Below are 26668 nucleotides of genomic sequence, written 5' to 3' on the forward strand. Positions count from 1 at the left end.
TCAGGCCTTGTTCTTCTGAGCCAGGGCTGCCTTGACGAAACCGCTGAACAGCGGGTGGCCGTCACGCGGGGTCGAGGTGAATTCCGGGTGGAACTGGCAGGCGACGAACCATGGGTGGTCCTTGGACTCGACCACTTCCACCAGCGCACCGTCTTCGGAGCGACCGGAAACCACCAGGCCGGCGTCGACCAGTTGTGGCAGCAGGTTGTTGTTCACTTCGTAGCGGTGGCGGTGACGCTCGGTGATCACGTCCTTGCCGTAGCAGTCGTGCACCTTGGAACCGGCGATCAGCTGGCAGTCCTGTGCGCCCAGGCGCATGGTGCCACCCAGGTCGGAGGCCTCGCTGCGGGTCTCGACGGCACCCGTGGCATCGGCCCACTCGGTGATCAGGCCGACCACCGGGTGGCCGCTGTTGCGGTCGAACTCGGTGGAGTTGGCGTCTTTCCAGCCCATCACGTTACGGGCGAACTCGATCACCGCCACCTGCATGCCCAGGCAGATACCCAGGTACGGCACCTTGTTCTCACGGGCGTACTGCACCGCAGTAATCTTGCCTTCCACGCCGCGCAGGCCGAAACCGCCCGGCACCAGGATGGCATCGGCGCCTTCGAGCAGGCTGGTGCCCTGGTTCTCGATGTCTTCCGAGTCGATGTAGCGCAGGTTGACCTTGGTGCGGTTGGTGATGCCAGCGTGGCTCATCGCTTCGATCAGCGACTTGTAGGCATCCAGCAGTTCCATGTACTTGCCGACCATGGCAATGGTCACTTCGTGCTCCGGGTTGAGCTTGGCATCGACCACCTTGTCCCACTCGGACAGGTCGGCGCCGTTGCACTGCAGGCCGAAACGCTCGACGACGAAATCGTCCAGGCCCTGAGCATGCAGCACGCCCGGGATCTTGTAGATGGTGTCAACATCTTCCAGCGAAATTACCGCACGCTCTTCAACGTTGGTGAACAGCGCGATCTTGCGACGCGACGAGGCATCGACCGGGTGGTCGGAGCGGCAGATCAGCACGTCAGGCTGCAGGCCGATGGAGCGCAGCTCCTTGACCGAGTGCTGGGTCGGCTTGGTCTTGGTCTCGCCAGCGGTAGCGATGTACGGGACCAGGGTCAGGTGCATCAGCATGGCGCGCTTGGAGCCCACTTCGACGCGCAGCTGGCGGATGGCCTCGAGGAACGGTTGCGATTCGATGTCGCCCACGGTACCGCCGATTTCCACCAGGGCCACGTCGGCGTCGCCGGCGCCCTTGATGATACGACGCTTGATTTCGTCGGTGATGTGCGGGATGACCTGGATGGTCGCGCCCAGGTAGTCACCACGGCGCTCCTTGCGCAGCACGTGCTCGTAGATACGCCCGGTGGTGAAGTTGTTGTTCTGGGTCATGGTGGTGCGGATGAACCGCTCGTAGTGGCCCAGGTCGAGGTCGGTCTCGGCGCCATCGTGGGTGACGAACACTTCACCATGCTGGAACGGGCTCATGGTGCCCGGATCGACGTTGATGTACGGATCCAGCTTGAGCATGGTGACCTTCAGGCCCCGCGCTTCCAGGATGGCCGCCAGGGAAGCCGAGGCAATGCCTTTCCCCAATGAAGAAACAACACCGCCCGTGACGAATATGTAGCGCGTCATGAAAAACCCTAGAAGTCTGCGTTAAGGCGGCCAGCGCCGCCGGAGAAAGCGAAGGAAGGCCGAAGCCCCCGATCACCTGCGTCAATCACAGTGCATCTCGAAAAACTGCCGCGTCTGTACAGACCAGGGGCATCCCCGGCATGGAGCTCGCTCGTCATTTTCAGAATCAGCCCAGCAAAAAACTGCTTGGTAATCGGCAACTCCTGTGTTTTCGCGGAACCCACAGAAGCTGTATCAAGAAGGGAGGGTAGTCTACCCGAATGTACCCTTCAGCTCAAACCTTGCGCGTTCGTCGGCAACTGCCAATCCAGCTGGCAATCCGCCTGTACCAGGCCGGGCAGGTTGGCCAGCGCCAGCAGGCGCTCGCCCTGGTACAGCAATGGCAGGCGCGGGCGCAGGAAGTGGGGTACTTGCAGCTCGTTGAGCAGGCGCTTGAGTTCGCGTCGGCCACGGCCGGGGATGTCCAGCACTTCGCCACCCTGGCGGTAGGCAATGCGCAGGTCACCTACAGGTACTGCGCCGACCAGCCGCACACTACCGTTACCCGGCAGCCGCAAGGGCTTGCCGGGATCGGGCCACGTCGGCCCTGCACCAGGCTGCTGCAGCCAGTCGCCGCTCAGCCACCAGATGCGTCCGTGGCTGCGCAGCAGCTGCCCATCGCCCAGCCGCCATACCGGCCGGGCATCGGCGGCGGCATCGCGCAGGTCAGCCCAACCCGCCCAGTGCCGGGTGTCGGGCAAGCGGGTACGCCGACTCAGCCAGTACTGCAAGGCATTGCGCTGACGGGCCGGCGACAGCGCAACCAGGGCGGCCAGGTCGAGCGAATCGAGCCCGGGCCAGGCCAGCGGAGCACCCTCCTCGGCAAGCGCCAGATCGCCCTGGGCAAGCTCGTCCAGCAGACTCAGGGCTTCACCCAGGTGCTCGGCAGCGCGGGCGAGGTTCTGGCTGGCTTGTGGCCAACGCTGCTGCAGGTGCGGGAATACCTCGGCGCGCAGGTAGTTGCGGGCAAATCGGGTGTCCGCGTTGGAGGGGTCTTCGATCCAGGCCAGTTGGTGCGCCTCGGCGTAGTCGCGCAACTGTTGGCGGGACCACCCCAGCAAAGGCCTGGCCAGGTTGCCCTGCCCTAGCCGTCGTTGCCCCGGCATCGCCGCCAGGCCACGCAGGCCGGCACCGCGCAGCAGGCGGAACAGCAAGGTTTCAGCCTGGTCGTCGCGGTGCTGGCCGGTGAACAGGACATCGCCCGGGTCCAGCCTCTGGCTGAAGGCGGCATAGCGGGCGGCGCGGGCGGCCTGTTCGAGGCTGGCGCCGGGGCTGATTTGGACGTGGATGACCTGGAGTACGATACCGAGCTGGTCGCAGACGGATTGGCAGTGTGCAGGCCAGGCGTCAGCGGCAGGCTGCAAGCCGTGGTGGATATGGATGGCGCGCAGCGCGGGGGTGGCGTGGTTGCGGGCGTGCTCGGCCAGCAGGTGCAGGAGCACAGTGGAGTCGAGGCCGCCGGAGAAGGCGACGTACCAGGTACGGGCGCTGAGCCAGGGGGTGAGGTTGATCATCTGGGCCTCACATCGCCGGGAAGATCGAGAACCCTGTGGCAGCGGTGTACCCCGCGAACAGGGGCGCAGCTGGTGCCAGGCACCGCGTCACCTTCTTCGCCGCTGAACCCGCTCCCACAGGGGCCGCAAAGCGACCCCGGGTCAAATCAGAGAATCAGACGCCGTAGCTCATCAGGCGCTCGTAACGACGAGCCAGCAGCGCGTCGTGGTCGAGCTTGCCGAGCATGTCCAGCTGCTGTACCAGGTCGGCACGGATGCTTTCCGACATCTTGACCGGGTCACGGTGGGCGCCGCCCAGCGGCTCCTGGATGACCTTGTCGACGATGTTCAGGCTCTTCAGGCGCTCGGCCGTGATGCCCATGGCCTCGGCCGCGTCGGCGGCCTTGTCGGCGGTCTTCCACAGGATTGACGCACAGCCTTCCGGCGAGATCACCGAGTAGGTGGAGTACTGCAGCATGTTCAGCTGGTCGCACACGCCGATGGCCAGCGCGCCGCCGGAACCACCCTCACCGATCACGGTGGCGATGATCGGCGTTTTCAGGCGCGCCATCACGCGCAGGTTCCAGGCGATCGCCTCGCTCTGGTTACGCTCCTCGGCGTCGATGCCCGGGTAGGCGCCCGGGGTGTCGATGAAGGTCAGGATCGGCATCTTGAAGCGCTCGGCCATTTCCATCAGGCGGCAGGCCTTGCGATAGCCTTCAGGGCGCGGCATGCCGAAGTTGCGACGCACCTTCTCGCGTACTTCACGGCCTTTCTGGTGACCGATGACCATCACCGGCTTGCCGTCCAGGCGGGCGGTACCACCGACGATGGCGGCGTCGTCGGAGAAGTGGCGGTCGCCGTGCAGCTCTTCGAACTCGGTGAAGATATGCTCCAGGTAGTCCAGGGTGTAAGGACGACGTGGATGACGGGCCAGGCGGGCGATCTGCCAGCTGGTCAGGTTGCCGAAGATGCTTTCGGTCAGGGTGTTGCTCTTGTCTTGCAGACGGGCAATTTCATCGCTGATGTTCAGCGAGTTGTCGTTGCCCACCAGACGCAGGCCTTCGATCTTGGCTTGCAGGTCGGCAATCGGCTGTTCGAAATCGAGAAAATTCGGGTTCATAGTCATCCGTCTTGGGTCTACGGCCAGGCGGCCGGCCGGTTGATCCGTTTGGCGCCCTACCTTAAGGGATCAGGCGCATTCAGGTCGAGATTAAATTTTTTGTCGGTTCAACGATATTGCAGGAAGACGTTCTCACGTCCGAACTGGTCACGCAGTGCCTGGATCAGCCCATCGGCCGGGTCGATCGCCCACTGGTCGCCGAACTGCAGCATGGCCTTGGCGTCGCTGCCGGTATATTCCAGGGTGATCGGGCAAGCACCACGGTGACGGGTAATCAGTTCGCCCAACCACTTCAGCCGGTCGCCCTTGAGCGCTTCGTGGGCCACCTTCAGGCGCAGGCTCTCGGCCAGCTTGGTACGCGCATCTTCCATGGTCATCACCTGCTTCACCCGCAGGCGCAGGCCGCCGGAGAAGTCGTCGTTGCTGACCTCGCCTTCGACCACCACCATGGCATCGGTCTGCAGCAAGGACTGCGCCGCCATGAAGGCATCGGCAAACAGCGACGCCTCGATGCGCCCGGAGCGGTCATCCAGGGTAACGAAGCCCATCTTGTCGCCCTTCTTGTTCTTCATCACCCGCAAGGCGATGATCATGCCGGCGATGGTCTGGGTGTCGCGCGACGGCTTGAGGTCGATGATGCGCTGGCGGGCGAAGCGGCGGATCTCGGCCTCGTACTCATCGATCGGGTGGCCGGTGAGGTACAGGCCAAGGGTGTCCTTCTCGCCTTTCAGGCGTTCCTTGAGGGTCAGCTCGCGTACCTTGCGGTGGTTGGCGTAGACGTCGGTATCGGCAGCGTCGAACATGCCGCCAAACAGGTCGACGTGGCCACTGTCCGCGGTGTGGGCGGCCTGCTCGGCGGCCTTGATGGCTTCGCCCAGCGCCGACAGCAAGGTGGCCCGGTTGATGTCGATATGGGCGTGATAGGCCTTGATCTCGTCATGGAAATGCGGGCCCAGACGGTCCAGCGCGCCACTGCGGATCAGCGCGTCGAGGGTACGCTTGTTGACCCGCTTGAGGTCGATACGCTCGCAGAAATCGAACAGGTCCTTGAACGGGCCGCCCTGGGCACGTGCCTCGACGATCGCCTCCACCGGGCCCTCGCCCACACCCTTGATGGCGCCCAGTCCATAGACGATGCGTCCGTCATCGTTGACGGTGAACTTGAAGTCGGAGAAGTTCACGTCCGGTGCGTCGAGGCGCAGCTTCATGCTGCGTACTTCTTCTACCAGCACCACCACCTTGTCGGTGTTGTGCATGTCCGCAGACAGCACCGCGGCCATGAACGGCGCCGGGTAATGGGTCTTCAGCCAGGCCGTCTGGTAGGACACCAGGCCATAGGCGGCGGAGTGGGATTTGTTGAAGCCGTAACCGGCGAACTTCTCCACCAGGTCGAAGATGTTGCCGGCCAGGTCCGCATCGATATTGTTGTTGGCGCAACCTTCGATGAAGCCGCCGCGCTGCTTGGCCATTTCCTCGGGCTTTTTCTTGCCCATGGCCCGGCGCAGCATGTCGGCACCGCCAAGGGTGTAGCCAGCCATCACCTGGGCGATCTGCATCACCTGTTCCTGGTACAGGATGATGCCGTAGGTTGGCGCCAGCACCGGCTGCAGGCCTTCGTACTGGTAGTCCGGGTGCGGGTAGGCCAGCTCGGCGCGGCCGTGCTTGCGGTTGATGAAGTCGTCCACCATGCCAGACTGCAGCGGGCCGGGGCGGAACAGTGCCACCAGGGCGATCAGGTCTTCCAGGCAGTCGGGCTTGAGCTTCTTGATCAGCTCCTTCATGCCACGCGATTCAAGCTGGAACACCGCCGTGGTTTCGGCTTTCTGCAACAGCTCGTAGGTCTTGCGGTCGTCCAGCGGGATGAAGTCGATGTTGACCTCGGGCAGGTTCTTCTTTGCCTGCTCGCGGTTGATGATCTCCATGGCCCACTTGATGATGGTCAGGGTACGCAGGCCGAGGAAGTCGAACTTCACCAGGCCCGCGGCTTCGACATCGTCCTTGTCGAACTGGGTTACCAGGCCGCCACCCTCTTCATCACAGGCGATCGGCGAAAAGTCGGTGAGCTTGGTCGGGGCAATCACCACACCACCGGCATGCTTGCCGGTGCCCCGCGTCACGCCTTCGAGCTTCAGGGCCATGTCCCAGATCTCGCGGGCATCTTCGTCACCCTTGAGGAAGTCGCGGAGGATTTCTTCCTGCTCGTAGGCCTTTTCCAAGGTCATGCCGACTTCGAACGGGATCATCTTCGACAGGCGGTCGGCCAACCCGTACGACTTGCCCTGCACCCGCGCCACGTCACGCACCACCGCCTTGGCGGCCATGGTGCCGAAGGTGATGATCTGGCTGACCGCGTTGCGGCCATAGGTTTCGGCCACGTAGTCGATTACCCGGTCACGCCCGTCCATGCAGAAGTCGACGTCGAAGTCGGGCATGGAAATACGTTCAGGGTTGAGGAAACGTTCGAACAGCAGGTCGTAGGCCAGCGGGTCGAGGTCGGTGATCTTCAGCACGTAGGCCACCAGCGAGCCGGCTCCCGAACCCCGGCCCGGGCCCACCGGGACGCCGTTGTTCTTGGCCCACTTGATGAAGTCCATCACGATCAGGAAGTAACCGGGGAAACCCATCTGGATGATGATGTCCAGTTCGAACTTCAGGCGGTCCAGATAGACCTGGCGCTTCTCTTCGTAATTGGGCGTGGTCTCTTTCGGCCACAGCACCGCCAGGCGCTCTTCCAGGCCTTCGTGGGAGACGTGACGCAGGTAGTCATCGATACCCATGCCATTGGGCGTGGGGAAGTCGGGCAGGAAGTACTTGCCCAGCTGTACCTGGATGTTGCAGCGCTTGGCGATCTCGACAGTGTTGGCGATGGCGTCGGGCAGGTCGCTGAACAGCTCGGCCATTTCCTCAGCCGACTTCAGGTACTGCTGGTCGCTGTACATCCTTGGGCGGCGCGGGTCGTCGAGGGTCCAGCCCTCACCGATGCACACCCGCGTTTCATGGGCGTCGAAGTCGGACTGCTTGATGAAACGCACGTCGTTGGTGGCTACCAGCGGAGCGCCGAACTTGTCCGCCAGGGCTACGGCGGCATGCACGTACTCTTCGTCGCGGGCGCGGTTGGTGCGCTGCACTTCAACGTAGAAGCGCTCCGGGAACATGCCCATCCAGTCTTGCAGCAGGGCCGCGGCTTCATTGTCCTTGCCGGCCAGCAAGGCCATGCCGATGTCGCCCTCCTTGCCTGCAGAGAGGGCGATCAGGCCTTCGCTGGCCGGGGCGATCCATTCGCGCTGGAGAATCACCAGGCCGTTGCGCTGGCCGTCGGTCCAGCCACGCGAGATCAGCTCGGTGAGGTTGCGGTAGCCCTTCGGGTTCATGGCCAGCAAGCAGATCCGCGACAGCGGTGCTTCCGGGTCGGCGCCGGCCAGCCACAGGTCGGCACCGCAGATCGGCTTGATGCCGGCACCCATGGCGGTCTTGTAGAACTTCACCAGCGAGCACATGTTGCTCTGGTCGGTGATTGCCACCGCCGGCATGTTCATCCCGGCCAGTGCCTTGGCCAGCGGCTTGATCCGCACCAGGCCGTCGACCAGCGAGAATTCGGAGTGGACGCGCAGGTGAACGAAGGGAACCGACATGGAAGATCCTGTAGCAGTGCTGAACGACAAGGGCGGGATTGTAGCGTAAATGAGGCGAGGTTTTGGGTTGCGTTGCAGCCTGTCGCGACACAAGGCGCTCACACGCGTCGCGCTGTTCTCCAGCACTGGCGTTGTTTCTGTGGGCGCGGATAGACCTGCGGAGCAGGCTACGCGGCGGATCGCACCGGCGATGCCGGTGATCGCGAACAGAGTATCTACAGGTACGGCGCCCACTGCAGAAGAGGATTTATCCGCGAAGCAGGCCCCGAGGTCAGATCAGGGATTCCATGACGCCTTCGCGCGCATCCCAGGCAGCCCGCACCGGGGCAAAGGAACGCCGATGAATGGGCGTAGGCCCCAAGCGCGCCAGGGCCTCGAGGTGCACCGGTGTCGGGTAGCCCTTGTGCCCACCAATGCCATAGCCCGGATAGATCAGCTCGAATGCGCTCATCTCACGGTCTCGGGTCACCTTGGCCAGGATCGAAGCCGCAGCAATGGCTGGCACCTTTGCATCACCCTGTACGACCGGCGCCGAAGGCACCGCCAGTTTCGGGCAGCGATTGCCATCGATGAGGGCCAGTTTCGGCGTAACGTGAAGCCCTTCGACTGCACGCTGCATGGCCAGCATGGTGGCGTGGAGGATGTTCAACCGGTCTATTTCCTCGACCTCGGCACGGGCGATACAAAAACTCAGGGCCTTCTCGCAGATCTCATCGAACAGCGCCTCACGCCTGGCTTCGGTGAGTTTCTTCGAATCGTTCAGGCCGAGGATCGGGCGCGCCGGGTCGAGGATCACCGCCGCCGTCACCACCGCGCCGCACAGCGGGCCACGGCCCACCTCGTCGACGCCAGCGACGAGGTCTTCGACCAGGTTGAAATCCAGTCCAATCTGCATGTCAGCGGTCCTTCAACAGCGCCAGCACCGCCTCGGCGGCCTGATTCGAGGCGTCACGGCGCAGGGTGCGGTGAATTTCGTCGAAACGCCCGGTCTGCTGGCTGCCGTCGGCCACCAGAGGCGCCAGGGTATCGGCCAGCGCTTCGCTGGTAGCATCGTCCTGCAACAGTTCAGGCACCAGCGCACGCTGGGCGAGCAGGTTTGGCAGCGACACGTAAGGGCTTTTGACCAGGCGCTTGAGGATCCAGTAGGTCAACGGCGCCAGGCGGTAGGCCACCACCATCGGCCGCTTGTACAACAGTGCTTCGAGTGTAGCGGTACCCGAGGCGATCAGCACCGCGTCGCAGGCCGCCAGGGCCTGGTGCGACTTACCATCGAGGAGGGTCAACGGCAGCTGGCGCCCTTCGAGCATCTGTTCGATCTGCGCGCGTCGCGCGGCATTGGCACAAGGCAGCACGAAACGCACCCCCGGCACCTGCTGGCACAGCCGTGCGGCGGCATCGAGAAACAGCGCCCCCAGGCGCCCGACTTCACCGCCCCGGCTGCCCGGCATCAGTGCCACTACCGGCCCCTCGCCCAGGCCAAGCTCGGCGCGCGCCGCCGGACGGTCGGCTACGAGCGGGATGGTGTCAGCCAATGGGTGGCCAACGAAGCGCACCGGCACACCCTTTTCCTCATAGAAGCGCGCCTCGAACGGCAACAGCGTGAGCATCAGGTCGCAGCCTTCGCGGATCTTCAGCACACGCTTCTGCCGCCAGGCCCACACCGAGGGGCTGACGTAGTGCACGGTCTTGATGCCGGCCTGGCGCAGCTTCAGCTCGATATTCAGGGTGAAATCGGGAGCATCGATGCCGATGAACACATCAGGCTTTTCGCCAACAAGGGTTTCGATCAGCAGCTTGCGGCGCTTGAGCAACTCGCGCAGGCGCCCCAGTACTTCGACCAGGCCCATGACGGCCAGGCGCTCCATGGAGAAATAGGACTGCAACCCTTCGGCCTCCATCAGCGGGCCGCCGACGCCGATGAACCGCACGTCTGGGTGGCGTGCCTTGAGGGCACGCATCAAGCCTGAACCGAGGATGTCACCGCTGGCCTCACCGGCGACCAACGCTACGCAAAGCCGGGCCATGTCAGCGGGTGATGCCGCGGGCAGAATTCACGATCGACTGACGGAACAGCTCGACCTCAGGGTGCTGCACAGCCAGTTCGGCCAGTTCCTTGAGCGCGTCTTCGACGGTCAGGCCCTGGCGGTAGACGATCTTGTAGCAACGGCGCAACACATGGATGACTTCGTCGCTGAAACCGCGCCGGCGCATACCTTCGAAGTTCATGCTGCGGGCCTCGGCCGGGCTGCCGAACACGGTGACAAAAGCCGGGACGTCCTTGCCGATCGCCGTGCCCATGCCGGAAAACGCATGAGCGCCGATGTGGCAGTACTGGTGCACCAGGGTATAGCCGGACAGGATCGCCCAGTCGCCCACGTGCACATGCCCGGCCAGCGCTGTGTTGTTGACCAGGATGCAGTGGTTGCCGATGACGCTATCGTGGCCGATGTGGGCATAGGCCATGATCAGGTTGTGGTCGCCCACGGTGGTTTCCGCGCGGTCCTGGACGGTGCCGCGGTGGATGGTCACCCCTTCACGGATGACGTTATGGTCACCGATCACCAGGCGCGTCGGCTCACCCTTGTACTTCAGGTCCGGGGTGTCTTCGCCGATCGAGGAAAACTGAAAGATACGGTTGTGCTTGCCGATGCGGGTCGGCCCTTTGAGCACAACATGCGGGCCGATAACGGTGCCCTCCCCGATTTCCACATCGGGGCCTACGATCGACCAGGGGCCGACCTCGACGCCATCGGCCAGTTTGGCCGATGGATCGATAATGGCCCGAGGATCAATCGAATTCATAGGGAGCGTTCCGCGCAAGTGATCTCGGCCGAACAAACCGGCTTGCCGTCGACCAGCGCACGGCACTCGAACTTCCAGATCATGCTCTTGCGGCTGAGGAACCTGGCTTCCAGCACCAGCTGGTCACCCGGCAGCACCGGCTGACGGAAGCGCAGTTTGTCGGAACCGACGAAGTAGTACAGGGTGCCATCGGCCGGCTTGGCGTCGAGCATCTTGAAACCAAGGATACCGGCTGCCTGGGCCATGGCTTCGATGATCAGAACACCGGGCATGATCGGGTGCGCCGGAAAATGTCCATTGAAGAATGGCTCGTTGATGCTGACATTCTTGTAGGCACGAATGCTCTGGGCCTCGAAGTCCAGATCCGTTACACGGTCCACCAGCAGGAACGGGTAACGGTGAGGCAGGTATTCGCGAATCTCGTTGATGTCCATCATTTCGGGGGGAAGCCTGTAATAAGAATAGGGAGCGCAGGTGCTGACCACACGCTCCTTTTGCAATCCAAAGAGAAGCCAGCTAGCGACTGTTCACTCTTGCTCAGGGAATGGTATCAGCCTTCTGATGTCGGCTGGCCACCTGAGGTCACGGTATCGACGCGTTTTTCCAGCTGCTGGAGACGCTTGGCCATGTCGTCCAGGTGGCGGATACGCGCGGCGCTCTTGCGCCATTCAGCCAATGGCTGCATGGCAGTGCCGGAAGAATAGGCACCCGGTTCGGTGATCGAACGGGTCACCATGGTCATTCCGGACACGAAAACGTTATCACAGACATCGATATGACCCACCATGCCGACACCGCCGGCGATGGTGCAATGCTTGCCGATGCGCGTACTGCCGGAAATACCGACGCAGGCGGCCATGGCCGTATGCTCACCGATCTGAACGTTGTGGGCGATCTGGATCTGGTTGTCGAGCTTGACCCCGTCAGCGATGCGCGTATCCGACAATGCACCACGGTCAACCGCGGTGTTGACGCCGATTTCCACATCATCACCGATGGTCACGCCACCAATCTGGGCGATCTTGCGCCACACACCTTTCTCGTTGGCAAAGCCGAAGCCTTCGCCGCCGATCACCGCCCCCGACTGAATGACCACACGCTTACCGATGGTCACGTCATGGTACAGAGTGACCCTTGGCGCCAGCCATCCGCCCTCGCCGATCACGCAACGGGCACCGACCACGCAGTGCGCGCCCACGCTGACATTGGCGCCGATACGCGCGCCGCTTTCGATGACCGCAAACGGCCCGATGCTGGCGCTGGCATCCACCTGTGCGTCCTCAGCCACCACGGCGCTGGGATGAATACCCGCCACAGCCTTGGGTTTGGGATCGAACAGGTGGGAAATACGTGCGTAGGCCAGGTACGGATCGGCCACGATCAGTGCGTTGCCGGCAAAGCCTTCGGCATCCGCCGCCTTGAGCAGCACCGCGGCCGCCTGGCTGTTGTCCAGGTATTTGCGATATTGCGGGTTGGCGAGGAAGCTCAACTGACCGGGGCCTGCCTCCTGCAAGGTGGCCAGCCCGGTAATCTGCAGCGCCTCGGGGCCCTTGAGGGTGGCGCCGAGAGCCTCGGCCAGCTGGCCTAGCGTCATGGTCACGGTCATATCAACGGGCTTGGTTCATGCGCTCGATGACTTGGCGGGTGATGTCGTACTGAGGTTTGACATCGATGACCGCACCACGCTCGAGGACCAGGTCATAACCACCCTTCTTGATCACTTCCTCGACTGCGCCATCCAGCTTGGGCTTCAGCTGCTTGAGCATGTCGCGGTCGGCAACGGCCTTGGCTTCGTTCAGCTCCTTGGACTGGAACTGGAAGTCACGAGCCTTCTGCTTGAACTCGAGCTCCAGGCGCTCACGCTCCTGCTGCTGCATCTTGTCGCCGCCTTTGATCAGGCGGTCCTGGATACCCTTGGCGCTGCTTTCCAGGCTTTTCAGCTTGGTCAGTTGCGGGCCGAACTTCTTCTCGGCATCCACCGCGTATTTCTTGGCGGCGTCCGATTCCAGCAGGGCCATCTGATAGTTCAGGACGGCAACCTTCATTTCGGCGAAAGCCGGGGTGGCGACCAGCGCCGCGGCCACTACGGCCAGTTGAGTCAACTTACGCACGATGCACTCCTGGATAAACCGTTGTCGTTAAGCGAGGGCCGACCTCAGAAGGTCTGGCCCAGAGAGAATTGGAACACCTGCGTGTCGGCATCGTCCGGCTTCTTCACCGGCATTGCCAGGCTGAAGCTCAACGGGCCCAGTGCAGTGATCCAGGTCACGCCGAGGCCGACCGAACTGGCCATGCCCGAGAAACCGACCTTCTCGCAATCAGGCTTGTTGCCGCAATTGGTGTCGAATACGTTACCCACGTCCCAGAACACGGAGGTGCGCAGCGAACGCTGGTCCTTGACGAACGGCAGCGGGAACAGCAGCTCGACACCACCTTGCACCAGCACGTTACCACCGAACGGCAACGGATCCTGGTCCGGGTCGGCGATGGTACCAGGCTTGCCACCGTTGGCCTCGCCACGGCTTGGCGTACTGCGCGGGCCCAGGCTGCTGTCCTTGAAGCCACGGACAGAGTTGAAACCACCGGCGAAGTAGTTCTCGTAGAACGGCAGGCCCGAAGTGCTGCCGTAACCGTCACCATAGCCCAGCTCGGTGTGCAGGCGCAGGGTGTATTCATTGGTAATCGGCTTGAACAGCTGGCCACGGTAGTCAAGCTTGAAGAACGACAGGTCGCTACCTGGAATGGTGGATTCCAGGGTGAGGCTCTGCGAGTGACCACGGGTTGCCAGCACGCCTTTGTTCAGGGTCGATTCCGACCAACCGATCGAGGCCTTGAAGTTCAGGAAGCTGTCGCCCTCCTCTTCAAGGAAGTCGAAGATCTCGTCGACGGTGTACTTGCCGGTCTTGATCTTGTCCTGCTGCACGCTCAGGCCATAGGTCAGGCGCGAGGTTTCGCTGATCGGGTAGCCCAGGCTGACACCGGCACCGTAGCTGTCCACCGCATAGCTGGCCACGTCGACGTCGAGGTCATCGTAGTCGGTGCTGCGGTAGAAGGCGTTGTAACCCAGGCTCACGCCATCGGCAGTGAAGTAGGGGTCGACGAAGCCGAAGTTGTAGCGGGTCTGGTATTCCGAACGGGTCAGGCCGATGGATACCTTGTTACCGGTACCGAGGAAGTTGCTCTGGCTGATCGAACCACCGAGGATCAGGCCGGCGCTCTGGGCGAAACCGACGCTGGCGGTGATCGAGCCGGAGGCTTGCTCTTCGACGCTGTAGTTGACATCGACCTGGTCGTCGGTGCCTGGCACCGGCGGGGTCTCGACGTTGACTTCCTTGAAGAAGCCCAGACGCTCCAGACGGGTCTTGGACTGGTCGATCAGGTAGGTCGAGGCCCAGCCACCTTCCATCTGACGCATTTCGCGACGCAGCACTTCGTCTTCGGTCTTGGTGTTGCCACGATAGTTGATGCGGTTGACGTAGGCACGCTTGCCCGGGTCGACCACGAACATGATGTCGACGGTATGGTCTTCATCGTTCGGCTTCGGCACCCCGTTGACGTTGGCGAACGTATAGCCTTCGTTACCCAGGCGGCGGGTAATCAGTTCGGAGGTAGTGGTCATCACCTTGCGCGAGAACACCTGGCCTGGCTGCACCAGCAGCAACGACTTGACCTGGTCTTCCGGCACTTTGAGGTCACCGGACAGCTTCACGTCGCGAACGGTGTACTTCTCGCCTTCGTTGATGTTGACGGTAATGTAGACGTGCTTCTTGTCCGGCGTGATGGACACCTGGGTGGAAGCGATGTCCATGTTGATGTAGCCGCGGTCCAGGTAGTAGGAACGCAGGCGCTCCAGGTCACCGGACAGTTTTTCGCGGGCGTACTTGTCGTCGTTCTTGAAGAACGACAGCCAGTTGGTGGTCTTCAGCTCGAACAGCTGCGCCAGGGTCTCGTCGTCGAACACGTTGTTGCCGACGATGTTGATGTGCTGGATGGCGGCGACGGTGCCTTCGTTGATCTTGATCTTCAGCGCCACACGGTTGCGCGGCTGCGGCACCACCTCGGCGTCGACCTCGGCCGAGTAGCGGCCCTGGGCCACATACTGGCGCTGTAGCTCGTTACGCACGCCTTCGAGGGTGGCTCGCTGGAAGATCTCGCCTTCGGCCAGGCCCGATTGCTTCAGCCCCTTCATCAGGTCTTCGGTGCTGATCGCCTTGTTGCCTTCGATCTCGATGCTCGACACCGACGGGCGCTCAACCACATTGATGATCAGGACATTGCCATCGCGGTTCAGCTGGATGTCCTGGAAGAAGCCGGTCTTGAACAGGGAACGGGTCGATTCCACCAGGCGGCGGTCATCGGCCTGGTCGCCGACGTTCAGCGGCAGCGCACCAAACACGCTGCCGGCGGAAACCCGCTGCAGGCCGTTGACGCGGATATCGGAGATGGTGAAGGACTCGGCGTGAACTTCAGCGATCATCAGTGCGGACATGACCGCAGTTAGCAGCAGACGTTTCATGAAGTCCTTTTATTCCAACTGGCAATAAACAACCCGCCGTCACTAAACGGCAGGTTCGCAATTGAGCGAAGCTTTATAGTCGACCCAGATCGTTGATCAGGGCGAGCAACATCACCCCTATGACCAAACTGATACCGATCTGGACCCCCCAACCTTGCACCCGATCCGACAGCGGACGACCGCGCACCCACTCGACCAGGTAAAACAGCAAATGCCCCCCATCCAGAACCGGAATGGGCAGCAGGTTAAGAACCCCCAGGCTTATGCTCAGGTAGGCCAGGAAATTCAGGAAATCCCCCACGCCGGACTGGGCTGAAGCGCCCGCCACTTTAGCAATGGTTATCGGTCCGCTCAAGTTTTTTACCGAGAGCTCCCCGAACAGCATTTTCTTCAGCGATTCAAGGGTCAGGACGCTCATGCTCCAGGTCCGCGACAAGCCCTCACCCACCGCTTCCAGCGGGCCGTAGCTGACTTCGCGGAGCATGCTGGCAGGCCACTCGCCACCTTTTACCCCGGCACCGAGATAGCCACCGGACGCCTTGCCCTCGCCCTTGCGCGCCAGGGTCACCGGCAGTTCCAGCGCAGCGCCGTCACGCTCGATACGCACCAGAACCTTGGCTTGCGGGCGGGCGCGCACGGCATCGACCACCTGCTGCCACTCGGTCACGGCAATACCATCGAGGGCCAGCAGCTTGTCACCGGTTTTCAGGCCGGCAGCGGCAGCCGGCCCCTTCGGATCGATTTCGGCCAGCACCGGCACGATCGCCGGGCGCCAGGGCTGCAGGCCCAGGGACTGGATCGGGTCGGGCTCGTCGGCTCCCTTGAGCCAGCTGTCCAGCTTCACCTGCAACTGACGCTCGGCAGTGGCGCCCTCGTCGCGCACGCCTACCTGCAAGGTACCACTCTCGCCCAGGCGTCGGACCAGCTGCAGGTTGACCGCCGACCAGCCATTGGTCGGCTTGCCATCGATGGAGACGATTTCCTGACCTGCGGCCAGGCCTGCCGAAGCTGCCAGGCTGCCAGCTTCGACGGCGCCGATCACCGGACGGACCTGCTGGGTACCCAGCATCGCCAGCACCCAGAAGAACAGGATGGCCAGCAGGAAGTTGGCAACCGGGCCGGCTGCGACGATGGCGATGCGCTGGCGCACGGGCTTGCGGTTGAACGACTGGTCGACCAGCGCCGGCGGCACCTCGCCTTCGCGCTCGTCGAGCATCTTGACGTAGCCACCCAGCGGGATTGCGGCCACCACGAATTCGGTGCCATGGCGATCATGCCAACGCAGCAATGGCGTGCCGAAGCCCACCGAGAAGCGGAGTACCTTGACCCCGCAGCGACGCGCCACCCAGAAGTGGCCGAACTCATGGAAGGTGACCAGCACCCCCAAGGCCACGAGGGTGCCGATAATCATGTAGAGCGCTGTCATATCCATCTCCGAATGATGTTCAGCGGGCCGGCGTCGTGCCGCCCTCCCTCGTTAACCATGGCGGGCCTGCATCAGCGACCGTGGCGCCTCAGCCATTCACGGGAAAGCTCCCGGGCACGCTGGTCGGCGGCGAACACCGCATCCAGCGACGGCAGCGGCATGACGGGCTCCTGATCGAGCACCTGTTCGATCATACCCGCGATTTCCGGGAAGCGGATACGCCGTTGGAGAAATGCCTCGACCGCGACTTCGTTGACCGCATTGAGCACCGCCGGCGCGCTGTTGCCAGCCTCGGCAGCCTGCCGCGCCAGGCGCAGGCAAGGGAAGCGCTGTTCGTCGGGCGCCTGGAAATCCAGACGGGCGATGGCGAACAGGTCCAGCGGGGCCACCCCGGAATCAATCCGTTCGGGCCAGGCCAGGGCGTTGGCAATAGGCGTGCGCATGTCCGGGTTACCCAGCTGCGCCAGCACCGAACCGTCGACGTAATCCACCAGGGAGTGAATCACGCTCTGCGGGTGCACCACCACCTCGATCCTGGCCGGTGCTGCATCGAACAGCCAGCAGGCCTCGATCAGCTCCAGCCCCTTGTTCATCATGCTGGCGGAGTCCACGGAAATCTTGCGCCCCATGGACCAGTTGGGGTGCGCGCAGGCCTGTTCCGGCGTGACGTTGAGCAGCGCCTCGACGGGCGTCTCGCGGAACGGGCCGCCGGAAGCGGTGAGCAGGATCCGGCGCACACCTACGGCACTCAGGCCGCGCGCATAGTCGCCAGGCATGCACTGGAAGATCGCGTTGTGCTCGCTGTCGATCGGCAGCAGCACAGCACCACTGCGCCGCACCGCGTCCATGAACAGCGCGCCAGACATCACCAGCGCCTCCTTGTTGGCCAGCAGCACCTTCTTGCCGGCCTCGACCGCCGCCAGGGTGGGGCGCAAGCCGGCGGCACCGACGATGGCCGCCATCACGGCGTCGACTTCCGCCGCGCAAGCCACCTGGCACAGCCCGGCCTCGCCTTCCAGCACTTCGGTGGCGCAACCCGCCGCAGCCAGGCCTTCGCGCAGACGCCCGGCCGCCTCGGCCACCGGCACCACGGCAAACGCCGGGCGATGGCGCAAACACAGGGCCAGCAACTCGTCGATACGCGAATAGCCGCTCAGGGCGAACACTTGATAGCGGTCAGGATGGCGCGCGATGACATCCAGCGTGCTCAGGCCGATGGAGCCAGTGGCGCCAAGCACGGTAATGCGCTGCGGACGGCTCACATCACACCCCATTCTGCAGCCCACAACAGCACGGCGAAAATCGGGATGGCGGCAGTCAGACTGTCGATGCGATCCAGCACCCCGCCGTGACCGGGCAGCAGGTTGCTGCTGTCCTTGATACCGGAGCGGCGCTTGAACATGCTTTCGGTCAGGTCACCGACCACCGACGACATGACCACCAGCGCGGCACCCAGCAGGCCCAGCAGGATCTGGCCGACGCTCCAGTCGCGGCTGACCCCGACCACCACGGTGATGGCCAGGCTGACCGCCAGGCCGCCATACACGCCTTCCCAGCTCTTGCCCGGGCTGACCTGCATGGCCAGCTTGCGCTTGCCGAAGGCACGACCGGAGAAATACGCACCAATATCAGCAGCCCACACCAGCACCATGACCGACAGGATCAGCCAGTTACCCAGCGACCAGTGCTTGAGCAGCACCAGCCCCTGCCAGGCCGGCAGCAACACCAGCAGGCCGATCAGCAGGCGGCAGGCGGCGCTGGCCCACAGTTCGCTGCTGCGCGGATAGGTCAGCACCAGCCAGGTGGCCAGCCCCCACCAGATCACCGCAGCGCCCAGCACCCAGGGCGCCAGCTCGGGAAGGATATACAGCAGCATCAGCGCTACGGCGACCACCGCGGCATAGGCGATACGCAGCGGCTGGGCCATCAGCCCGGCCAGGCGTGCCCACTCCCAGGCGCCGAGGGTTACCACAAAGCCGATGAACAGGGCGAAATCCCCGCCATTGAGCAGGAAGAAGCCACCCAGCGCGATCGGCAGCAGGATCAGTGCGGTAATGATGCGTTGTTTAAGCATTAAGCACGAGCTCCAGCCTCGACCTGCTCGCTGGTCTTACCGAAGCGGCGCTGGCGCGAAGCGAAATCGGCCAGGGCATTGCGCATGGCCTCGTGTTTGAAATCCGGCCAGTACAAGTCGGAGAAGTACAGCTCGGCATAAGCCAGCTGCCACAGCAGGAAATTGCTGATGCGGTGCTCACCACCGGTGCGGATGCACAGGTCCGGCAGCGGCAGTTCGCCGGTTGCCAGGCAAGTCTGCAACAGGCCCGGGGTAATGTCCTCCGGGCGCAGGTGCCCGGCTTGCACTTCCCGCGCCAGGCGCTGGGCGGCCTGGGCGATGTCCCACTGGCCACCGTAGTTGGCCGCGATCTGCAGGATGAAACGGTTGTTGCCGGCAGTCAGCGCCTCGGCCTCGCGCATGGCAGCCTGCAGTTCCGGATGGAAACGCGAACGGTCACCGATGATACGCAGGCTGATGTTGTTCTCGTTCAGGCGCCTGGCCTCGCGGCGCAGGGCCGAGAAGAACAGCTCCATCAGCGCACCGACCTCTTCGGCGGGGCGCTGCCAGTTTTCGCTGGAGAACGCGAACAGGGTCAGCACCTCGACCCCGGATTCTGCACATACCTCGATGACCGCGCGAACGGCGTCGACACCCGCCTTGTGCCCGGCAACGCCGGGCAGCAGGCGCTTTTTCGCCCAGCGGTTGTTGCCATCCATGATGATCGCGACATGACGCGGCACCGAGGACGGCACCGCTGGCTTGGTCTTTTCCATTAAAAAGCCCCGGCCTTAGACGGCCATCAGGTCCTTTTCCTTGGCTTTGAAGGCGGCATCGACCTCGGCAACGAACTTGTCGGTCAGCTTCTGGATCTCGTCGGCGGCGCGACGCTCTTCGTCTTCGCTGATTTCCTTGTCCTTGGTCAGCTTCTTCAGCTCGGCCAGGGCATCGCGGCGCACGTTGCGCACTGCGACCTTGGCATCCTCGGCAACGCCGCTGGCCTGCTTGGTGTAACCCTTGCGGGTTTCCTCGGTCAGGGCCGGCATCGGCACACGAATGGTAGTGCCGGCGCTGGACGGGTTCAGGCCCAGGTCGGAGGTGAGGATGGCCTTCTCGATGGCAGCACTGAGGTTCTTGTCGTGGGCGACGATCTTCAGGGTGCGGGCATCTTCGACGGTGATCGCGGCCACCTGGTTCAGCGGCATCTCGCTGCCCCAGGCCGGGACCTTGACGCTATCCAGGATGCTTGGGTGCGCGCGACCGGTACGGATTGCCGCCAGGTTGCGGCCCAAGGCCTCGAGGGACTTGGTCATGCGCTCCTGCGCGTCTTTCTTGATGTCGTTGATCATGCTTGGCCTTCCTCGATCAGAGTGCCTTCAGCGCCACCCACCACGATGTTCAGCAGGGCGCCAGGCTTGTTCATGTTGAATACCCGCAATGGCATCTTGTGGTCACGGCACAGGCAGATTGCGGTCAGGTCCATCACACCCAGCTTGCGATCCAGCACCTCGTCGTAGGTCAGGTGATCGAACTTCTCGGCGTGCGGGTCCTTGAATGGATCGGCAGTGTACACACCATCGACCTTGGTCGCCTTCAGCACCACGTCGGCATCGATTTCGATGGCGCGCAGGCAGGCCGCGGAGTCGGTGGTGAAGAACGGGTTGCCGGTACCGGCGGAGAAAATTACCACATCCCCGGAGTTGAGGTGGCGAATAGCTTTGCGACGATCGTAATGATCGGTGACGCCGACCATGGAAATGGCCGACATGACCAGGGCCGGGATGTTCGAGCGCTCCAGCGCATCGCGCATGGCCAGGGCGTTCATCACGGTGGCCAGCATGCCCATGTGGTCACCGGTGACGCGGTCCATACCGGCTGCGCTGAGCGCGGCGCCGCGGAACAGGTTGCCACCGCCGATCACCAGGCCGACCTGGACCCCGATCCCTACCAGCTGGCCAACTTCAAGGGCCATGCGATCCAGCACCTTCGGGTCGATTCCGAAGTCTTCCGAGCCCATCAGGGCCTCGCCGCTAAGTTTGAGCAAAATGCGTTTATAGCGAGGTTGGCGACCACTCACCTGCTGAGCCATTGCGAGTCTCTCCTGCGGCGTACTTTTAGAAAATTCGTGCGGGCTGTTTTCAGCCTGCTAACTGTAGCGTGGCACCGCTTCGGTGCCAGCGAAGAGAGAGTCGGATAAACCCCTCTCCGTTTTGACAAAGAGGCTGCGCGCGTGAGCGGGCAGCCTCTTCGGGGCGACAGACGGGGCTGTCTTACTGCTTGGCAGCAGCGACCTGGGCGGCAACTTCTTCAGCGAAGTTGTCGACTGGCTTCTCGATGCCTTCGCCGACTTTGAAGTAGGTGAAGGAAACGATTTCAGCACCGGCTTTCTTGGCCAGCTCGCCAACCTTGACTTCCGGGTTCATGACGAAGGCCTGCTCGACCAGCGAGGCTTCGGCCAGGAACTTCGAGATACGACCCTTGATCATGTTCTCGACGATGTTCTCTGGCTTGCCGGCGATCTTGTCAGCGTTCAGCTGCAGGAAGACGCCCTTTTCGCGCTCGATCGCTTCGGCCGAAACTTCCGACGGCAGCAGGAACTCAGGGTTCGAAGCGGCAACGTGCATGGCGATGTTCTTGGCCAGCTCGACGTCGCCGCCTTTCAGGACAACGGCAGCGCCGATCTTGTTGCCGTGCAGGTAGGCACCGACCACGTCACCTTCAACGCGCACCAGGCGACGGATGTTGACGTTTTCGCCGCACTTGGCGACCAGCGCTTCACGCGCAGCTTCACGCGATGCGATCAGCGGAGCGGCGTCGGTCAGCTTCTGGGCGAAGGCCTCTTCGATGCTGTCGGCTACGAAAGCCTTGAAGTCGTCTTGCAGGGCCAGGAAGTCGGTCTGCGAGTTCACTTCCAGCAGGACGGCGGATTTACCGTCGGTCTTGACCGCGATAGCGCCTTCAGCAGCGACGTTGCCAGCCTTCTTGGCGGCCTTGATGGCGCCCGAGGCACGCATGTCGTCAATGGCTTTCTCGATGTCGCCGCCGGCCTTTTCCAGGGCCTTCTTGCAATCCATCATGCCTTCGCCGGTACGCTCGCGCAGTTCTTTGACCAGCGCTGCAGTAATTGCTGCCATTTCAAAATCCTCTTGGAAAGTTTTTCAACCATTCCACCCGTTGCTCACGGGCGTTCAATTCTGCAAATCCACTGTGTCTATCTCAGCAAGGCCCATGATGCGGGGGCGATGCTGACAGCAGGATTTCAAGGTGGCAAAAAGGGGGCAGAGCCCCCTTTTTGCGTGCCAAGTCGACGCTAGCGTCTAATTACTCGGCAGCAGGTGCAGCCGCTTCTTCAGCGTAAACTTCGGTGCCGCCGGCAACGTTGTTGCGGCCACGGATGACTGCGTCAGCCATCGAAGTCATGTACAGCTCGATAGCGCGGATGGCGTCATCGTTACCTGGGATGATGTAGTCAACACCTTCCGGGCTGCTGTTGGTATCGACAACGCCGATAACCGGAATGCCCAGTTTGTTGGCTTCGGTGATCGCGATGCGCTCGTGATCAACGTCGATAACGAACAGAGCGTCAGGCAGACCGCCCATGTCCTTGATACCGCCCAGGCTGCGATCCAGTTTTTCCAGGTCGCGGGAGCGCATCAGGGCTTCTTTCTTGGTCAGCTTGGCGAAAGTGCCGTCTTCGGCCTGGGTTTCCAGGTCGCGCAGACGCTTGATCGAAGCGCGGATGGTCTTGTAGTTGGTCAGCATGCCGCCCAACCAACGGTGGTCAACGTATGGCGAACCGCAACGAGCAGCCTGCTCGGCGACGATCTTGCCAGCGGAACGCTTGGTGCCGACGAACAGGATCTTGTTCTTGCCCTGGGCCAGGCGCTCTACGAACGCCAGGGCGTCGTTGAACATCGGCAGGGTTTTTTCCAGGTTGACGATGTGGATCTTGTTGCGCGCGCCGAAAATGTACTTGCCCATTTTCGGGTTCCAGTAACGGGTCTGGTGGCCGAAGTGCACACCGGCCTTCAGCATATCGCGCATGTTGACTTGGGACATGATAGTTCCTTGATAAGTCGGGTTGGGCCTCCACGCATCCCAATGACCAACCCGCGAATTCTGCAACTCGGGGCACCCAGGTCATCGTGTCGACACGTGTGTGGGTTAAGTGCTGACGGGGTCGTCCCCGAAAGCGGCGCATTTTATACCACAGACAGCGGCCGAACGGAACCCGGATACTGTTGCGTCCGTCAGCGGTTTTTGCAGCACCCCGGCTTTCGCGCCAGAATGCCAGCTATAGACAGCAGCATAAGCGTCTTTATCCCGACCGATCGGCGCCCTGCTCTGCTAGAATCCGGCCTTTCCCGTTTGTTCGCGCCGCATGCGGCGCTGTAGAGAGCCTGTAATGACCGTCACCATCAAGACTGCAGAAGACATCGAGAAGATGCGCATCGCCGGCCGCCTGGCCGCCGAAGTGCTGGAAATGATCGAAGAACACGTCAAGCCCGGGGTCACCACCGAAGAGCTGGACCGCCTGTGCCACGACTACATCGTCAATGTCCAGCAGGCTATCCCGGCGCCGCTCAACTACAAGGGCTACCCGAAGTCGATCTGCACCTCGATCAACCATGTGGTCTGCCATGGCATTCCCAACGACAAGCCGCTCAAGGACGGTGACACGCTGAACATCGATGTCACCGTGATCAAGGACGGCTACCACGGCGACACCAGCCGCATGTTCCACGTCGGCAACGTGCCGGTATGGGCCGAGCGCCTGTCCAAGGTTACCCAGGAGTGCATGTACAAGGCCATCGAGCTGGTCAGGCCGGGCTGCCGCCTGGGCGACATCGGCGAAGTGATCCAGAAGCACGCGGAAAAGAACGGTTTCTCGGTGGTACGCGAGTTCTGCGGCCACGGTATCGGCAAGGTGTTCCACGAAGAGCCGCAGATCCTTCACTACGGCCGCGCCGGCACCGGCATGGAGCTGAAGGAAGGCATGACCTTCACCATCGAGCCGATGATCAACCAGGGCAAGGCCGACACCAAGGTACTGGGCGACGGCTGGACGGCCATCACCAAGGACCGCAAGCTTTCGGCCCAGTGGGAACACACCCTGGTGGTGACCGCGACCGGCTACGAGATCTTCACCCTGCGCAAGGACGACACCATCCCGCGCACCTCGGCCTGAGCGTACTCAGCCAACGGCCACCCCTCGACAGGAACCTGACGCGATGCCCCAGGTGGATTCCGAGCTGTTCGACCGTGGCCAGTTCCAGGCGGAACTGGCCCTCAAGGCGAGCCCCATCGCCGCCTTCAAGAAGGCCATCCGCCAGGCCGGCGAGGTGCTTGACAGGCGTTTTCGCAGCGGCGGCGAAATCCGCCCGCTGATCGAGGCCCGCGCCTGGCTCGTCGACAATATCCTGCAACAGGCATGGAACCAGTTCGACTGGGGCGACCACAGCGGCATTGCCCTGGTCGCGGTTGGCGGCTACGGGCGCGGCGAGCTGCACCCGCATTCGGACATCGACCTGCTGATCCTGCTGGGTGCCGCCGAACACGAGCAGTACCGCGACGCCATCGAGCGCTTTCTCACCCTGCTGTGGGACATCGGCCTGGAAGTGGGCCAGAGCGTGCGCACCGTCGACGAGTGTGCCGAGCAGGCCCGCGCCGACCTGACGGTCATCACCAACCTGATGGAAAGCCGCACCATCGCCGGCCCCGAGGCCTTGCGCCAGCGCATGCTGGAGGTGACCGACACCACGCACATGTGGCCGAGCAAGGACTTCTTCCTGGCCAAACGCGCCGAGCTCAAGGCCCGCCACCACAAGTACAACGACACCGAATACAACCTCGAACCCAACGTGAAAGGTTCGCCCGGTGGCCTGCGAGACATCCAGACCGTGCTCTGGGTGGCGCGTCGTCAGTATGGCACCCTCAACCTGCACGCCTTGGCCGACGAAGGCTTTTTGCTGGAAAGCGAGAACGAACTGCTGGCTTCTTCCCAGGACTTCCTGTGGAAGGTGCGTTATGCCTTGCACATGCTGGCCGGGCGTGCCGAGGACCGCCTGCTGTTCGACCACCAGCGCAGCATCGCCACGCTGCTGGGCTACAGCGACGACAACCCCAAGCGGGCCATCGAGCAGTTCATGCAGCAGTACTACCGGGTAGTGATGAGCATCAGCCAGCTGTGCGACCTGATCATCCAGCATTTCGAAGAGGTCATCCTGGCCGATGACGACAGCGGTACTACCCAGCCGCTGAATGCGCGCTTCCGCCTGCATGATGGCTATATAGAAGCCACCCGGCCGAACGTGTTCAAGCGCACCCCGTTCGCCATGCTGGAGATCTTCGTGCTGATGGCCCAGCACCCCGAGATCAAGGGCGTGCGCGCCGATACCGTGCGATTGCTGCGCGAACACCGGCACCTGATCGACGACACCTTCCGCACCGACATCCGCAACACCAGCCTGTTCATCGAGCTGTTCAAGTGTGAAATCGGCATCCACCGCAACCTGCGGCGGATGAACCGCTACGGCATCCTGGGCCGCTACCTGCCGGAATTCGGCCTGATCGTCGGGCAGATGCAGCACGACCTGTTCCACATCTATACGGTCGACGCGCACACCCTCAATCTCATCAAGCACCTGCGCAAGCTGCAATACACGCCGGTATCCGAGAAATTCCCGCTGGCCAGCAAGCTCATGGGGCGCCTGCCCAAGCCCGAGCTGATCTACCTGGCCGGCCTGTACCACGACATCGGCAAGGGCCGCCAGGGCGACCACTCGGACCTGGGCGCGCTGGATGCGCAGAAGTTCTGCGAACGCCACCAGTTGCCGGCCTGGGACAGCCGCCTGATCGTCTGGCTGGTGCAGAACCACCTGGTGATGTCTACCACTGCCCAGCGCAAGGACCTGTCCGACCCACAGGTAATCAACGACTTCGCCCTGCACGTGGGCGACGAAACGCGCCTGGACTACCTGTACGTGCTGACCGTGGCCGACATCAACGCCACCAACCCCAGCCTGTGGAACTCGTGGCGCGCCAGCCTGCTGCGCCAGCTGTACACCGAGACCAAGCGCGCCCTGCGCCGTGGCCTGGAAAACCCGCTGGACCGCGAGGAGCAGATTCGCCAGACCCAGTCCGCAGCACTGGATATCCTGGTACGCGAGGGCACCGACCCGGATGACGTCGAGCAATTGTGGTCGCAGTTGGGCGATGACTACTTCCTCAAGCACACCGCCGCCGACGTGGCCTGGCACAGTGACGCGATCCTGCAGCAACCGGCCGACGGCGGGCCGCTGGTGCTGATCAAGGAAACCACCCAGCGCGAATTCGAAGGTGGCACGCAGATCTTCATCTACGCCCCCGACCAGCACGACTTCTTTGCCGTGACGGTGGCGGCGATGTCGCAACTGAACCTGAACATCCATGACGCGCGGATCATCACCTCGAGCAGCCAGTTCACCCTCGACACCTATATCGTGCTGGACAACGATGGCGGCTCGATCGGCGACAACCCGCAGCGGGTCAAGCAGATTCGCGACGGCCTGACCGAAGCGCTGCGCAACCCCGAGAACTACCCGACCATCATCCAGCGCCGGGTCCCGCGCCAGCTCAAGCACTTCGACTTCCCGCCGCAGGTAACCATCCTCAACGATGCCCAGCGGCCGGTGACCATCCTCGAAATCACCGCGCCCGACCGCCCAGGCCTGCTGGCCCGGCTGGGGCGGATCTTCCTGGAGTTCGACCTGTCGCTGCAGAATGCCAAGATCGCCACCCTTGGCGAGCGGGTGGAAGACGTGTTCTTCATCACCGACGCCGACAACCAGCCGCTGTCCGACCCACAGCTGTGCAGCCGCCTGCAGGAGGCCATTGTCCAGCAACTGCAGGCCGGCCAGGCCAGCGATACCAGCCCGACCCGCGTGACCTTTTAACGACCAGACGATTGACGAGAC

Annotated in this window: 21 protein-coding genes; 2 read left to right on the forward strand and 19 right to left on the reverse strand. The window is 62.8% G+C overall.

The window, feature by feature from the left end:
- From ACVWZT_RS03035 to rpsB, 19 genes are all read right to left on the reverse strand, one after another.
- A complete protein-coding gene (locus ACVWZT_RS03035) occupies positions 1-1629 on the reverse strand; it encodes a CTP synthase (protein WP_225776626.1) in 1629 nt (542 codons plus the stop codon).
- 269 nt (positions 1630-1898) lie between these two features.
- On the reverse strand, positions 1899-3182 hold the full coding sequence (gene tilS / locus ACVWZT_RS03040; protein WP_457468091.1) for a tRNA lysidine(34) synthetase TilS: 1284 nt from the start codon (positions 3180-3182) through the stop codon (positions 1899-1901).
- A 154-nt stretch (positions 3183-3336) separates the two neighbouring features.
- Positions 3337-4284, reverse strand: a complete 948-nt coding sequence (gene accA, locus ACVWZT_RS03045; RefSeq protein ID WP_289134586.1) for an acetyl-CoA carboxylase carboxyl transferase subunit alpha — start codon at positions 4282-4284, stop codon at positions 3337-3339.
- Between the two features lie 107 nt (positions 4285-4391).
- A complete protein-coding gene (dnaE, locus tag ACVWZT_RS03050) occupies positions 4392-7916 on the reverse strand; it encodes a DNA polymerase III subunit alpha (protein ID WP_457468093.1) in 3525 nt (1174 codons plus the stop codon).
- Positions 7917-8187: 271 nt separating this feature from the next.
- Positions 8188-8811 (reverse strand): ribonuclease HII, encoded by a 624-nt coding sequence (rnhB, locus tag ACVWZT_RS03055; RefSeq protein ID WP_296233619.1) that lies wholly within the window; start codon positions 8809-8811, stop codon positions 8188-8190.
- A gap of 1 nt (position 8812) precedes the next feature.
- Positions 8813-9940, reverse strand: a complete 1128-nt coding sequence (lpxB, locus tag ACVWZT_RS03060) for a lipid-A-disaccharide synthase (protein ID WP_457468095.1) — start codon at positions 9938-9940, stop codon at positions 8813-8815.
- Between the two features lies 1 nt (position 9941).
- Positions 9942-10718 carry an acyl-ACP--UDP-N-acetylglucosamine O-acyltransferase gene (gene lpxA, locus ACVWZT_RS03065; protein ID WP_296233615.1) on the reverse strand — a complete coding sequence of 259 codons (777 nt, stop codon included), beginning with the start codon at positions 10716-10718 and terminating at the stop codon, positions 9942-9944.
- Positions 10715-11155, reverse strand: a complete 441-nt coding sequence (gene fabZ, locus ACVWZT_RS03070; protein WP_051097422.1) for a 3-hydroxyacyl-ACP dehydratase FabZ — start codon at positions 11153-11155, stop codon at positions 10715-10717. The genes lpxA and fabZ overlap by 4 nt, the downstream gene beginning before the upstream one ends.
- 113 nt (positions 11156-11268) lie before the next feature.
- On the reverse strand, positions 11269-12324 hold the full coding sequence (lpxD, locus tag ACVWZT_RS03075) for a UDP-3-O-(3-hydroxymyristoyl)glucosamine N-acyltransferase (protein WP_289134597.1): 1056 nt from the start codon (positions 12322-12324) through the stop codon (positions 11269-11271).
- A gap of 1 nt (position 12325) precedes the next feature.
- Positions 12326-12829 (reverse strand): OmpH family outer membrane protein, encoded by a 504-nt coding sequence (locus tag ACVWZT_RS03080; RefSeq protein WP_015269197.1) that lies wholly within the window; start codon positions 12827-12829, stop codon positions 12326-12328.
- Between the two features lie 44 nt (positions 12830-12873).
- A complete protein-coding gene (gene bamA / locus ACVWZT_RS03085; RefSeq protein ID WP_296233609.1) occupies positions 12874-15234 on the reverse strand; it encodes an outer membrane protein assembly factor BamA in 2361 nt (786 codons plus the stop codon).
- Between the two features lie 73 nt (positions 15235-15307).
- Positions 15308-16660: an RIP metalloprotease RseP gene (rseP, locus tag ACVWZT_RS03090; RefSeq protein WP_457468098.1), complete on the reverse strand. Its 1353-nt coding sequence runs from the start codon at positions 16658-16660 to the stop codon at positions 15308-15310.
- Between the two features lie 71 nt (positions 16661-16731).
- Positions 16732-17922 (reverse strand): 1-deoxy-D-xylulose-5-phosphate reductoisomerase, encoded by a 1191-nt coding sequence (ispC, locus tag ACVWZT_RS03095; RefSeq protein ID WP_457468100.1) that lies wholly within the window; start codon positions 17920-17922, stop codon positions 16732-16734.
- Complete coding sequence (locus ACVWZT_RS03100; protein WP_457468102.1) at positions 17919-18734, reverse strand: phosphatidate cytidylyltransferase; 816 nt, start codon at positions 18732-18734, stop codon at positions 17919-17921. The genes ispC and ACVWZT_RS03100 overlap by 4 nt, the downstream gene beginning before the upstream one ends.
- A complete protein-coding gene (gene uppS / locus ACVWZT_RS03105) occupies positions 18734-19489 on the reverse strand; it encodes a polyprenyl diphosphate synthase (protein ID WP_114168929.1) in 756 nt (251 codons plus the stop codon). The genes ACVWZT_RS03100 and uppS overlap by 1 nt, the downstream gene beginning before the upstream one ends.
- A 15-nt stretch (positions 19490-19504) precedes the next feature.
- A complete protein-coding gene (gene frr, locus ACVWZT_RS03110) occupies positions 19505-20062 on the reverse strand; it encodes a ribosome recycling factor (protein WP_186679220.1) in 558 nt (185 codons plus the stop codon).
- Entirely contained in the window at positions 20059-20802 is a 744-nt protein-coding gene (gene pyrH, locus ACVWZT_RS03115) for a UMP kinase (RefSeq protein WP_056796398.1), read from the reverse strand. The genes frr and pyrH overlap by 4 nt, the downstream gene beginning before the upstream one ends.
- A gap of 181 nt (positions 20803-20983) precedes the next feature.
- The gene (tsf, locus tag ACVWZT_RS03120) at positions 20984-21847 is read right to left on the reverse strand and encodes a translation elongation factor Ts (RefSeq protein WP_225776613.1); all 864 of its coding nucleotides are present in this window, start codon (positions 21845-21847) and stop codon (positions 20984-20986) included.
- Between the two features lie 187 nt (positions 21848-22034).
- Complete coding sequence (rpsB, locus tag ACVWZT_RS03125) at positions 22035-22772, reverse strand: 30S ribosomal protein S2 (RefSeq protein WP_046616139.1); 738 nt, start codon at positions 22770-22772, stop codon at positions 22035-22037.
- 346 nt (positions 22773-23118) lie between these two features.
- On the opposite strand from rpsB, the gene map reads away from it, so the two are divergent.
- Together map and ACVWZT_RS03135 are read left to right on the forward strand one after the other, a co-directional pair.
- On the forward strand, positions 23119-23901 hold the full coding sequence (map, locus tag ACVWZT_RS03130) for a type I methionyl aminopeptidase (protein WP_296233597.1): 783 nt from the start codon (positions 23119-23121) through the stop codon (positions 23899-23901).
- A 43-nt stretch (positions 23902-23944) separates the two neighbouring features.
- Positions 23945-26647, forward strand: coding sequence for a [protein-PII] uridylyltransferase (locus ACVWZT_RS03135; protein WP_296233596.1), 2703 nt, complete (start codon positions 23945-23947; stop codon positions 26645-26647).
- Positions 26648-26668: the final 21 nt, after the last annotated feature.

Source organism: Pseudomonas sp. TE21394 (assembly GCF_054057835.1).